This is a genomic window from Paenibacillus sp. FSL L8-0638, from assembly GCF_038593075.1.
GTDB lineage: Bacteria > Bacillota > Bacilli > Paenibacillales > Paenibacillaceae > Paenibacillus > Paenibacillus polymyxa_D.
The window spans coordinates 232029-245161 of the sequence record NZ_CP151960.1 but is presented as its reverse complement, the minus strand read 5'-3'; the positions used below and the strand labels follow the sequence as shown (position 1 = coordinate 245161).

At 41.9% G+C, this 13133-nt stretch carries 13 protein-coding genes; 2 read left to right on the top strand and 11 right to left on the bottom strand.

All coding sequences use genetic code 11. From position 1 onward, the window contains the following. Positions 1-221 precede the first annotated feature (221 nt). The 7 genes from MKY35_RS01085 to MKY35_RS01055 all read right to left on the bottom strand — a co-directional run bounded on the left by MKY35_RS01085 (position 222) and on the right by MKY35_RS01055 (position 8532). Positions 222-1214 carry an SPFH domain-containing protein gene (locus MKY35_RS01085; protein WP_342445342.1) on the bottom strand — a complete coding sequence of 331 codons (993 nt, stop codon included), beginning with the start codon at positions 1212-1214 and terminating at the stop codon, positions 222-224. Positions 1215-1258: 44 nt separating this feature from the next. Then, the gene (locus MKY35_RS01080; protein WP_342445341.1) at positions 1259-2053 is read right to left on the bottom strand and encodes a TPM domain-containing protein; all 795 of its coding nucleotides are present in this window, start codon (positions 2051-2053) and stop codon (positions 1259-1261) included. Continuing rightward, positions 2050-3084 carry a TFIIB-type zinc ribbon-containing protein gene (locus MKY35_RS01075; RefSeq protein ID WP_342445340.1) on the bottom strand — a complete coding sequence of 345 codons (1035 nt, stop codon included), beginning with the start codon at positions 3082-3084 and terminating at the stop codon, positions 2050-2052. The genes MKY35_RS01080 and MKY35_RS01075 overlap by 4 nt, the downstream gene beginning before the upstream one ends. 26 nt (positions 3085-3110) lie before the next feature. Next, the gene (locus tag MKY35_RS01070; RefSeq protein WP_342445339.1) at positions 3111-3770 is read right to left on the bottom strand and encodes a PspA/IM30 family protein; all 660 of its coding nucleotides are present in this window, start codon (positions 3768-3770) and stop codon (positions 3111-3113) included. Positions 3771-3953: 183 nt separating this feature from the next. After that, positions 3954-4796, bottom strand: coding sequence for an aldo/keto reductase (locus tag MKY35_RS01065; protein ID WP_342445338.1), 843 nt, complete (start codon positions 4794-4796; stop codon positions 3954-3956). 273 nt (positions 4797-5069) lie between these two features. Beyond that, the gene (locus MKY35_RS01060; protein WP_342445337.1) at positions 5070-7454 is read right to left on the bottom strand and encodes a phosphoketolase family protein; all 2385 of its coding nucleotides are present in this window, start codon (positions 7452-7454) and stop codon (positions 5070-5072) included. Between the two features lie 292 nt (positions 7455-7746). Further along, the gene (locus tag MKY35_RS01055; protein ID WP_239645179.1) at positions 7747-8532 is read right to left on the bottom strand and encodes a GntR family transcriptional regulator; all 786 of its coding nucleotides are present in this window, start codon (positions 8530-8532) and stop codon (positions 7747-7749) included. Between the two features lie 290 nt (positions 8533-8822). On the opposite strand from MKY35_RS01055, the gene MKY35_RS01050 reads away from it, so the two are divergent. After that, positions 8823-9974, top strand: a complete 1152-nt coding sequence (locus tag MKY35_RS01050; RefSeq protein WP_342445336.1) for a glycosyltransferase — start codon at positions 8823-8825, stop codon at positions 9972-9974. A 178-nt stretch (positions 9975-10152) separates the two neighbouring features. Here the strand turns inward: MKY35_RS01050 and MKY35_RS01045 are convergent, their stop codons facing one another. Beyond that, positions 10153-10800 carry an NAD(P)H-dependent oxidoreductase gene (locus MKY35_RS01045; RefSeq protein ID WP_342445335.1) on the bottom strand — a complete coding sequence of 216 codons (648 nt, stop codon included), beginning with the start codon at positions 10798-10800 and terminating at the stop codon, positions 10153-10155. Positions 10801-10974: 174 nt separating this feature from the next. Here MKY35_RS01045 and MKY35_RS01040 point away from each other — a divergent pair, with 174 nt between their 5' ends. After that, the gene (locus tag MKY35_RS01040) at positions 10975-11307 is read left to right on the top strand and encodes a helix-turn-helix domain-containing protein (protein ID WP_342445334.1); all 333 of its coding nucleotides are present in this window, start codon (positions 10975-10977) and stop codon (positions 11305-11307) included. Between the two features lie 75 nt (positions 11308-11382). Here the strand turns inward: MKY35_RS01040 and MKY35_RS01035 are convergent, their stop codons facing one another. From MKY35_RS01035 to MKY35_RS01025, 3 genes are all read right to left on the bottom strand, one after another. After that, positions 11383-12333 (bottom strand): ring-cleaving dioxygenase, encoded by a 951-nt coding sequence (locus MKY35_RS01035; protein ID WP_342445333.1) that lies wholly within the window; start codon positions 12331-12333, stop codon positions 11383-11385. Between the two features lie 65 nt (positions 12334-12398). Continuing rightward, positions 12399-12797, bottom strand: a complete 399-nt coding sequence (locus MKY35_RS01030; RefSeq protein ID WP_029516933.1) for a DoxX family protein — start codon at positions 12795-12797, stop codon at positions 12399-12401. A gap of 66 nt (positions 12798-12863) precedes the next feature. Next, a complete protein-coding gene (locus MKY35_RS01025) occupies positions 12864-13091 on the bottom strand; it encodes a DUF896 domain-containing protein (protein ID WP_342445332.1) in 228 nt (75 codons plus the stop codon). Positions 13092-13133 lie beyond the last annotated feature (42 nt).

Genomic DNA, 13133 nt, shown 5'->3' with positions numbered 1-13133 from the left:
TCGTTGCTCCTATACCTATAGTTTATTAATGTAATAACTAATTAGTTAATATAAATACATACTATACAGCTATAGTACCTTATCCTGAGTACCTTTTTCAATCCAATAAATCAGATTTATAAAGAAAATACTTGAACGAACTACATAAAAAAGCAGCTATCACAGAAGATACTCTGCGATAACTGCCTTTTGACTTGTAAAGAAGCTTGGCCATAGCTATGTTATCCGTTCAATTTTTGTCCACAATTCGGACAGAAGTTAGCTCCTTCGTTTTTTGTACCGCAATTCGGACAAAAATTGGGCTTATTCCCGTCTCCAGATGAAGGGGGAACAGCAGGTGTAGGCTGAGTCTCAGCCGAAGGCTTTGGGTTCGGGTTCAAATTTTTCATCATTTCATTTGCTATATTCATCCCCATCATCATACTCGCCATATCCGAAGCTGCACCGCCGCCTTTTACATTACCCGATGCAATCCCGTCCGTCATCGTCACTTGTTGGTACTTTTGCAGATTACCGATCATTTCATGAGAGGCTGTCTTCGTAATCATATCTTGGATTTCTTGAGGATAATTGAAGCTCATCACATGAAAGCCAGTAATCGTCATACCGTTGTCCATCACTTGCATATCCAGATCTTCTTGAATACCTTTTGAAATGTCAGAAGCATTCGCCTGCAGATTGAACATGTCCTTTCCTTCTCTGCTGATCCACTTCATCAATAACTGATCCAACACCGAAGTAATGCGTATTTTCACATCCTCAACGAGATAACTGTCCTTCACTCCGGCAATCTTATCGATGAGCGTAACATAATCGTTCACTTTAAAATTAAATGTGCCATTGGCACGGATCGGCATACCGCCTGGCAGCTGGGGGGTCGGGATCAGCACTGGATTCTGCGTCCCCCATTTGACAGTAAACTCCTTCGTATTAACGAATAAGACCTCTACCCTCATGCCGCTGTTAAAACCAAATTTAAATCCTTTTAATGTAGATAGAAATGGAATAATATCCGAGTCCATGTTATATGACCCTTCATTCTCAAAAATGCCCTCTATTTTGCCGTTATTTACAAAAATCGCGTCTTGACCGGAGCGGATGATTAATTTACTGCCTTTTTTAATTTCACGATTACTCCACTTCCAGAAAATCATATCATCTCTAAATTCTTCCCATTCTACAACATTTGCAAATTGATTTCTGAAGAATCCCATACTGTATCCATCCTTTCCGTTTAGGATTTTTGCAAAATCCTCAGTTAAAATGATCCTCTGCTGCCGCTATGCGAATGACCGCCGCTGGTAGTTCCGCCACCACCGCCTGAGCTGCTGCTACTGCTGCTCTTTTCAATCTTCCGTCTCGTTGTCGTTGTGTGAAGATACTGATCTCGATGCTCCAGAACTCCTGAAGCGTTCGCATCCTCGTAGGTTTGCCGATTTACCGTAACCCGACCGCCAGAATTGGAAACCATTTTACCCACGATCATCGCTGCCAATCCCAGTGCAACCGCCAAATGAAGCCAGCCTTTAAAAAATATACTGTCTGGATTCACCCCTGGACGGATGGCCAAATATTTGTGTGCACTTAGAATATACTTTTGAAATGCCAGCCCATAGTTGCCGTTCGTCAGATCCGGGCTAATCTCATGGCGTATTTTAGTAAGCCTGTCATCATCCAGATACCGTTCTGCCTTATAAAATCCAGCCAAGTACACCTCTCTATTTCTCATATCCATCGTTAAAATGACCGCGTTCCCATGAGATCTGTCATACCCAGGGCCATGGTCATCATAAAAGTCCTGCGTCATTTTCATAACATCCATATTGTCGGGATTAAGGGTAGTATAAATGATAATATCCGTTTCTCTTTCCGCTCCGTATTGATTAGCCATCGTGTTCAACACATTATACTCTTCCTGATTGAGCAGACCCGCTTCATCATAAATTAATGGCTTCATTTCTGTCGTTGCTGGTTCGCCCTTCATTTCCATAGGAAGCGCCAGAAAAACAGCAAAGAACAACAAAACGGCTACAATGGCTCTATGTCTTTTCAATAGAATTCTCCTCCCATCATCAACCAAGTGATTAACCTTAATGAAAAGAGAGTCATGCCGAAAATGCCTGCAAACCAAGCCGTCACCTTGAACTTGCTAATCGGAGGCTTACCGACTACCTTGCCCGTCTGTCCGTTCATAGCAAACGTATGCTCCAATTGATTATAGTCATAGTGTATGACCCACACGGGGAGCAGGACATAATCCGCTTGTTTTAATGTAGTATCAATTTGCTTTTCCGTATAACTTACGGCCGTATACTCTGACACCGTAGAATGAATATAAGCATCAATATATTCCTTCACTTTTTCTTTAACTCGCGGGAAAAGCTCTTCTTCGTTATAACTGTATTTCTCTGCAATATAACCTGCTAGATATGGCGTTTTAAAGGGTTTTAGCTGATCGTATGGAAATGGCTCCAATTTATCCATCAGCTCGTCGTTCATTTTCTCCGCAGCATCAATCGGAACCTTTACATAATTCAAACGGATTTTCCGATATACATCAAAATGCTTCGTTTCCGTATATTCGTAGTCCCCACTCGTATAGGTTCGCACTTGGGTACCTTCACCTTGAACCTCAATTTTATTATGTAATTCATATAACCAGAAAGGCACATACATCCCAGTTATTCCCTTGATTCGGTCTGCTATCATGAACCGATTCGGCGTCAGACGGCCATTCTTGCACCATTTTTTGAAAGCAGCTATGGCTTCTTCCTTACTGATTGAAAAAGGAATAACCTGCGCTGGAGCCAGCTTCCCAGTCAGTCGATCCCCGAGAACCACGGCAGAACCACAAAAGCTGCACACCGTTGCACTCGTTTCCACTTCGGTCATAATCACCGCTCCGCAGTTATTACAATGATACTCATGAGCCTCATCTTCTGAAAAAATACGATTTATCAGAGGATCAGGAATAGATTCGATATTGTCCTCTCTTCCGCAACTATGACAGGATAACCTCCCTGTCTCACTGTCAAAGACCATACCGTTGCCGCAGTTGGGGCATTTGTATTCGATAACCGGCATCTGCTCACCTCTTCATGTAGATACTGTTATGATTCCTTAGGGTTGATTTTTTCTTTGATTGCAGCCAATTCATCTTCTGTATTCGTACTCTTCTCGTATTGTGCAAATAAGGCATCTAGGTCGTCCTTCGTTCCTGCCCGAAGCTCGGCTATAGCCATCGCTTCATCATACGCTCTGTTCACCTGCTCTTCCATAACTTCGAAAGCAGAATTCTTGCTACCTATAGAATTCAAGGTTTGCTGTGCTTTAGCAACCGCCATCTTCCCTTTAAGTTCAGCGTGCCGCGCTTCTAGTTGCCCCATATCGGACACCAACTTCTCCTGCATTTTCTTCATATTTACGGCGTTTGTCGAAGCTACATCATAGGAGGTTTGTAATTGTTCCAATTTCTCCGCCTGCAAACCTTTTCTCTCCAGAAACTTTCGAGCTTCCTCTTCATTACCAGCTTCCACAGACTTACTGGCATAATGCTGGAGCTTTTTGATCTCGGCTTTGCATTCATCCAGTGCTCTTTTGGCCCTTCTCTCATCAGCCAATACCGATACCGTCTCCGCTTTCACCTTGCCTAGATCACTGTTCAAATTCCGCATATAATCATCAATGGTTTTCTCTGGATCTCCCACCTTATCCATTAAGGCGTTAACATTCACTTTCATAATATCCCTAAACCTCGACAAAATTCCCATGATGACCTCCTTCGAAAGGACTACATTCCACCATATCATACATCAAATCCGGTAAAAAATGTTCATTATAGCTCTATAAACTGACCCACTGATCACTTTCGGATGTGTGTTCGTTTTATGATAAAAGCAAAGGGTCCAAAAACCCGCTACAGATTTTTGAACCCTTTTATTTTATTGTCTTGATTATAGCTCTTCATAGGACTTGGGGTCCTGCCCCCATATCCGTCCATCCTCACTGCTAAATGCCGAAATCATGTTCATTTCCTCTGGAGACAACTCAAAATCAAAAATATCCAAATTCTCCGTTTGGTGATTTAAAGAAGAGGCCTTCGGGATCGGGATTGCTCCAAGTTGGATATGCCAACGTAAAATCGCTTGTGTAGTGGTTTTACCATGAGCAGCAGCAATTTTCCCAATCTCTTCATTCTCCAGCATACTGTGACCACGACCCAAGGGGCTCCACGATTCCGTCACGATGCCCTGTTCAGCATCTTTTGCACGCTGATGTTCCTGATTAAATAATGGATGCAATTCAACTTGATTTAAGCTCGGAGTGACACCTGTTTCCCGAATTAAACGTTCATTATGCTCGGGCAAAAAATTGCAGACCCCGATGGAACGAATATAGCCCCTTTTCTTCGCCTCAATTAACGCCTGCCAGGCTTCAACATATCGATCAATTTGGGGATTCGGCCAATGGATTAGGTACAGATCATAATAGTCCAGACCTCCTCTATATAATGACTCTTCGATCGTTACAATGGCTTCTTGGTAAGCATGTCGGCGACCTGGTAGTTTGGAGCAAATCAACAATTCTTCTCTGGGCACAGAGCTCTGCTGGACCGCTTTCCCGACAGCACCCTCATTTTCATAGTTGAACGCTGTGTCGATCAGACGGTAACCTGCATCAATCGCGCTGGTAATTGCCTTGACTCCATCTGCACCCTTCAATCCAGCAGTCCCAAATCCAATGACGGGCACCTTAGTGCCATCATTCAATACCTTCTCCGGAATTGGATCGTTCATATTAACAGCCTCCTTTACTATTCTCTTATACCGCAACACCTTTAATGCTCAGAAAAATACAGCGAATGACTCGGTTCCTCCTATACTTATTACCCACCAGTTCGTGACTTTCCTATTAAATTCTCTGTATGCTACATCAAAAAGTGCCTGATCCCCGTTGAAATCATACTTGAATTCAAGGAGTCAGGCACTCGTATACCGCTACCAAATCATATATTCCACTTCATGCTGAATTGCTTGGTTGTCCAACACAAAGTTGAAGCGTCTTAATTTTTATTTCAAGCCTTTCCATACCCAGTTCTCTACCTCTGGCAAGTCAATGCCCTCTTCGCGAATGAATTGATGATGTTTCTTAACCGTAGCATCCATTTCATCCACAATGTTGGTGTACTTCCCAGCGTCAGGTAAGTTAAGAACGGCTTCCTTCACTAAGTCAAAACGATCCATTTGATTCAATACACGCATATCAAATGGTGTCGTAATATCGCCATTCTCACGGTAACCATGTACATGCAAGTTATGATTGTGACGATCAAAGAACAGATCTTTGATCAGACCTTCGTAACCATGGAAAGCGAAAACAACGGGCTTGTCTTTTGTGAAAAATTGATCAAACTCGGCGTCGGATAATCCACGCGGGTCTAGCTTTTGGCTTCTCAGTTTCAGCAAATCAACCACGTTGATGTACCGAATCTTCAAGTCAGGCAGTTTTTCATGCAAAATGGAAATCGCAGCTAAACTTTCAATCGTTGGCTCTGTACCCGCAGAAGCAATGACAAGATCAGGTTCTCCACCTTGATCTGTACTTGCCCAGTCAATGATCTTTAACCCTTTATCCACCAATTCTTTCGCTTCATCAGCACTAAACCATTGTGGACGTGGGTGTTTGGACGAAACAATCAAATTGATCTTTTGACGGTCGTTTAAAATGGTGTCGAAAACAGCCAACAGGGAATTGGCATCCGCTGGCAGATACTCCCGAATAAATTCCGGTTTTTTATCAGCCAAATGACCTAACAAACCTGGATCTTGGTGTGTATACCCATTATGATCCTGTTGGAACACCGTTGAAGTTGCTACGACATTCAATGATGGGATATCTGCACGCCATCCTTGATCCGTTGCTTTACGCAGCCACTTAAAGTGCTGGGTGATCATCGAGTCAACCACACGCAGGAAGGCTTCGTAACTTGCAAAGAAACCATGACGACCTGTTAACACATAACCTTCCAGCAGTCCTTCAGCTTGGTGTTCGGATAATTGAGAATCAATTACACGACCATAGGATGATAAGAATTCATCATTAGGTTCAATAATTTGGTCCATCCATTGGCGTTTGGTTACTTCAAAAACAGGTACCAAGCGGTTAGACATCGTTTCATCCGGTCCGAAGATTCTGAAATTACGATTTTCTTCATTTAAAAGGACCACATCTTTAACGTATTTCCCTAAAACCGACATATCTTGCGCAATCACTTTACCAGGTACGGAATTATCCAGCGCATAGTTACGGAAATCCGGTAATTTCAAGTCTTTAATGAGGTTACCCGCATTCGCAACTGGGTTCATTCCCATACGTTTATCACCTGTAGGCAGAATTTCAGCAAGCTCAGAGTTTAAACGACCGTTCTCGTCGAACAATTCCTCTGGTCTATAGCTATTCAACCATTCTAATAAAGCAGGTGCGTGCTGCATATTTTTTTGATCGACCGGAATTGGAACCTGATGGGCACGGAATGAATTTGTATTCGGCACGTTGTCCCATTCCTTCGGACCTGTCCAGCCTTTAGGTGAACGGAATACAATCATCGGCCACGCCGGACGAGTAAGGTCATTATTTTCACGCGCATTCTTTTGAATATCTTCAATTTTCTCGATGGCCGTATCCAATACTTTCGCCATTTCTGGATGCATGTGATCCGGATTTTCACCTTCAACAAAGTACGGCTCCCAACCCAAACCTTTAAAGTATGAGGTCAATTCTTTTTTTGATTGACGAGACATAATCGTTGGGTTACTAATCTTAAAGCCATTCAAGTGCAAGATTGGTAGCACTGCACCATCTGTGATGGGGTTGATAAATCTGTTAGAGAACCACGAAGCGGCTAATGGGCCCGTTTCAGCTTCGCCATCACCAATAACAACAGCCGAAATCAGATCAGGATTATCCAGAATGGCACCTACACCATGAGAAAGGGAGTAACCTAATTCTCCACCTTCATGGATAGATCCAGGTGTTTCAGGAGCAGCATGTGAAGCAATACCACCAGGGAAAGAGAATTGTTTGAACAATTTCTTCATACCTGGGATATCTTGTGTAATTTGCGGATAGATTTCAGTGTAACTCCCATCCAGATAAGAATTTGAAACCATAACCTGGCCACCGTGACCAGGACCCTCAATGTAAAGCATGCTCAAATCATATTTATTAATAACACGATTTAGATGTGCATAAATAAAGTTTTGACCGGGAATTGTGCCCCAGTGTCCAATAGGCTTAACCTTCACATCTGAATCTTTTAAAGGCTCTCTCAACAAAGGATTATCTTTTAAATAAAGCTGACCTACCGAAATGTAGTTCGTTGCACGCCAATATGCATCAAGTTTTTCTAAATATGTTTTAGATGAATAATCTGCTAACACGGGTGATAACGACATTGTGTCCACTCCCTAAGTAGTTTTGTTTGTAATTTATTTCCGGAAATTTCATCTACATGTACATCATAACGCTGCGCCGATTAAATTCAACCTTTTTCACAAGTGATACGGTCCAATTTTGTGAAATTTTGAACATACTATGAAATATAAATTAAAAAGACAGTAAAAAAGCTCTTACATTAAAATATATAGAAGTATAAGCCAATAAAATTTGTAATAAACGAGGCCATCGCAGAGTCCAATTCTTTTTTAAAACCATAAAAAAAGACCGGAGAATTCTCCAGTCTTATCATTAGTGAACCGATACAAAGGTATTAAATTTCAAATATTTGTAATGAAATCGCATATGAGAAAACTCAAATGGCGTACCGTTATCTAAAAAGAACACACCTTCCATAATACCTACAGGCTCATTTTCATTTAAATGTAGCAGCTTTTGATCATTCTCTTGGGACGGTTCTGCAAAAATGGATAAAAAAGATTTGGTGACGGCCAAGTTCCGCGAGTCTTCCAAATAATTAAAAATAGAACCCTCGATAATGGTCTGATTTAAATTCTGGACGATTTTAATGGGGATATACCCTGTTTCAATCATAAAAGGATCATCATCAAATAGACGTAAGCGGACAATTTTGTAAACAAAATCATGAGTCTCCAAGAACAAATCACGCTGTAATTCTTCTGTGGGCGGAATGACCTCAAAACTTAATACTTTGATTTTGGGCTTTTTACCATGCATTTGAAAATTATCAGTGACCCCTAGATTAGAGCCTTCGTAGTTAAAGATAGATTCATTTCTTATGTATAATGGATTAATAAATGTCCCGGAACCTTGTTTTTTGAAAATAATTCCGACATTCTCCATTTTAGTCAGAGCACGTTTAATTGAACTACGACTAACCTGGTAAGTCTCACTAAGACTACGTTCATCTGGCAATCTCATATCTGCAAACTTTCCCGCAAAGATTTTCATCTTGAGATCGTCAATAATTTGCTTATAGACAAATTGTGTCATATAGTACTCCTCTTTCAGGTCTTCTATAACTCCATATAGTTTACCATAACTTGCCCATTTCATCTCGTGTTTGTTTCTGTATGCTGAGTGGACTTTCAACCGAATAGGAAGCGCCCTCGCTTTTACTTTACATCTCTATGCATAATACCATGATTACACATACATAACACCACGGAACGCACCTGCAAAACAGTAGAAAATACAGAACCCCCACCTTAATATCGGTAATAAGACCAAGCCTGTTTCGAACCTTGAGGGATGTTTGACTAGACCAGGCTAAAATCCTTGAATACATTGTTATTATTTATCTTGTTCATACGTTCACTAATAAGAATGGTGGGGGGGAGATCATATTGGCTATCCGCTACAGCGTCATCATTCCAACCTATAATCGAGCCCAGCAATTGTTGCTCACACTCGCTTCATTTGAGACACAAACCTATCCAAAGCAACTATTCGAAGTCATTGTAGCTGATGACGGTTCTACAGACGGAACGAGAGAAATGGTCGAAGGCTTCAAAGCATCCTATCCTCTTATCTATGTGTCACATCAGGAACAACGCGGTCGATCTGCCGTTCGAAATTTGGGACTGCGCCGTGCAAAAGGGCTATACATCATCTTCTGCGACGCTGACTTTGTAGTATTACCGGAATTTATTAGGATCGTGAGCCGTTATCACCGTAAATATCCCAAGTCCGTGCTTTCAGGCATTCCTCACTCGTGGGACGATGCTTTTACCCATTATTACCCTGACTTTTCCCCTGAAGAAAAAGAACAATGTCGCAACATACTTACGCAGTCCAACTTATGGAATGCTGACTATGAAGCAGCAAACGAAATTACTCCGATCATAACCCCAGAAGATATCCTTCACCAAACGGGTGCATTGTCTAAAGTAGTTAGTCCTACTAGGGTTCCTCCCAATACGCAAAAACAATTTGCCTCAACGGACGTAGCCCCCTGGATGCTGCTGGTTACTCGTTGTGTAGCCATCAGACGCAGTCACTTGAATCGTATTGGAGGCTTCAATGAACGGTTTGTGCTGTATGGACTCGAAGACTGGGACCTTGGCTATAGACTGCATCGCTTGAAGATTCCTTTTTATTGCATCAAAGAGGTGGTCGGATATCATCAGGAACATCCAACCTATCTTAGAGGTAACGTGTTGAATACGGAAAATCTGAGAATCATGTATGAAACCTACGGATTCCATGACTCCTCGTTAAATTTATTTGCCCTTATCCCTCCATCCGAGGATTTTGAGACCTACAAAAATACATTGCGGGTATTACGCAGGGGATTCCGCTCTAAGTTAACACGCTCATCAGCACTGTTATTAAGAAGAACACTACACATTGCAGCCAAACAGTTCTACGATCAAAGCCATACTCATGCATACAAAAAGTCATTACACTTGATAAAAAGGAAAGCAGCGAACCGGAAAAGTCGAGTCGCTCACGTATTACGAGAGATGCTGGTGAAGTCTGAAAAGCTGGTGGAATAATAGTTACTCATCTACGGCTTACAAAATCTCGTGTATTGCATCCTCCTTACAGGATAAAAAACTCCTCCATAAAGGTGCGAGCCCAACTTGGCAAGCAGCTTTATGGAGGAGTCGAGGCCTTGTCCGCTGATAACGATACATAAGCTTCTACAAAGAAACATCCTTCAGTTTACATAATCTAATGGCTAGCCAAATCATGCTCCAAAGCTTGAAGAGAAAGGCTATCCCTCGTACTGCCTCCCTCTCCCGGTCTCATATCAAAAATACGATCGACAAATCGATTGACATCCAACAGCATTGCTTTTCGTTCCTCCAAGGTTACACGTGGCACCGAGTAAAGAAGCTTAATCTCGGCATCCGAAAACTTAGCGAACCCAAACAAATTATCGTTCGCCGCGTAGAGCATATCTTTCTGACGTGATATACGAATATAGTCTTCTGACGATCCTGTTGTAAAAATCGAGTAGGCTCTCTTGCCCTCAAGCCCATATACACCATCAGAAGAGCGTATGAGTCCTGTTGCGAACACTCTATCTATATATCCTTTAATAACAGCGGGAAATCCGCCCCACCATACCGGTGAAATAATAATCAAGGCATCTGCCCACAATAAATCCTCCTGTTCTTTTACTATCTCCTCTGGCAATACGTTAGTGACCTTAGCCTCTAAATCCTTTAAGCCTACCGTCGGATTAAATGACATTTGGATTAAGTCTTTTACCTTAACATTCGCCCCTCGTACGTTTAGATGAGCGATCACCTGCTCCAAAATCGCTTTGTTAAAGCTCTTAGGATAAGGGTGACCGTATAGAATATTAATGTTCATCTTCTTCGCCCCCAGAATATTTTCATATGGCTTGTCAAAGCTTTATGCTAATGTAATGTTAAGCCGAAGGTATCGAAACAACAAGTAGGCATATTTATAGTAGATACTATCAAAAATCATACTAATTGATTTCATAAGGTTTTCTGGGATACAAACGAGGAGGAGATGGAATAAATGAGTGAAAATATGAATCATTTTACAGATTGCCCGTTAACAAAGGTTCAGAAAATCATTGGAGGCAAATGGAAAATAGTGATTTTATGGTTTCTGTCTCGTGGTACCAGAAGATACGGTGAAATTAAACGCGCCTTTCCTGATATCACACAAGCGATGTTAACCAAGCAGCTAAGAGAATTAGAAGAAGACGGGTTTGTGCATCGGGAAGTATTCAAAGAAATCCCTCCCCGTGTTGAATACTCGCTAACAGCTCACGGAGCAAATTTCGTCCCCATATTGCGCAGTATGTATGATTGGGGGGAGGTTCATCTGGAGCACTCGAAAAAATGAAAACCCACTATGACCAATTTTGTCAAAGTGGGTTTAATCCTGTTTCCTCTGGGGGCGAAACAGTAGCCGTTTTGTTTACTGTTGTTTTTCCGTTAATGTTCTCACTTTAATAGGATGCAGATTGGCCTCGATTTGAGCCCGCTGCGGTTCATACCACTCTGGCAGCATTAATTTCTGCCCCATAGATTCAGCAGGTTCATCGTTAGCAAATCCCGGTGGATCTGTAGCAATTTCAAATAATATGCCGCCCGCTTCTCTGAAATATATAGCATTAAAATATTGGCGGTCTATGATTGTGGTCGGCTGATAGCCATAATGCTGGACTGCGCTTCTCCATTCTTCATGTTGTTCGAAGTCTTTTGCACGCCATGCAATGTGATGTACCGTGCCTGCTCCACCAAAGCCTAGATCCATTTTGGCGAGTGGTACATCCACGATGTTGCCGATTTCTCCTACGGACTGATAACGCGCATATTCGGCGTCTTCAGCGATTTTCGTAAATCCGAGTATGCTCTCCAATGCATCCATCGTTCTCTGTGGATTGACACTAAATAGCACGGCACCTCCAAACCCCTTAATTGCTTTATCGGCTGAAATGCCACCGTAAGACCAAGTACTATTCGCTCCCTCTTCACGTTCAACAAGCTCAAGACATAAGCCCTCATTATCCTCAAATTGAAGATATTGTTCAGAAAAACGGCTCGTTTTCGTAACTTGAATATCAAAGCTTTGCAAACGATGCTGCCAAAAATCAAGTGAACCTGGGGGTACCACATACGAGGTTATGCCCACCTGACCACCTCCGATTCGCCCTTTGGGAGTTCCTGGTGCAGGAAAAAAGGTAATGATCGTTCCAGGACTCCCTGCATCGTTGCCGAAGTACAAGTGGTAAACCTCAGGAGCATCGAAGTTGATCGTTTTCTTCACTAACCGAAGTCCCAGGACTCCGGCATAGAAGTCGACATTTTCCTGCGGATTACCGGCAAAAGCAGTAATATGATGGATACCTGTAGTTTGAAGTGACATATGAAACCCTCCTTTAATCGTAGGAACCTTTATTTTTGTTGTTGAAATGACCTAAACATCATGTTTTATCTAAGTATTGCATCAATGGAATATGAACCTGCTCCTGTCAACGCAATACCGATTACGACTGCAATAAGAACTAGCGGATATTCATAGCCATTAGCTGTTGCCCAGATCCCGTTTTGGCCATGTACTTTGAAAATTGCTCCGAGCATAGTCGCCGTAATCAACAATGCAGCCAGTGGAGTGAGCAATCCTACAGCAAATAGAGCTCCTCCCAACAATTCCATCAACCCAGCAGCCACTGCCATGAATACTCCGGGCTTAATGCCAATCGATTCCATCCAACCGCCCGTACCCTTTGGACCATAGCCGCCAAACCACCCAAAAAGCTTTTGCGCTCCATGCCCCACCAATAACAATCCAACCACCAAACGTATCAATAACAATCCACTTGCCAACATAAGAATCACTCTCCATATTATATTATTTTAAGATTATTAAATTAGAGATATTAAATAAAATTAAATCTATTGCTTAGTGACTCGAGCCTGTTCTTTTCTAAGTTTTTCAGGAGTAACATCATCTCCATTCGGATCATAGATCGTAGCATTCAAGAGAATGCTTTGTACAGAGCCCCGAAAGATTTGAAGGTATTCTTTGCGAAGATCGGTTTGTTCCGTTTTTTCGACTTCAGTCAACCCAACTTCTTTTGCTTTTTTTGCAAGCTGATTAATTCTTTCTAAAATGGTGATCATGTATATACCTCCCTATTCAAAATTTTATAATCACTTTTATCT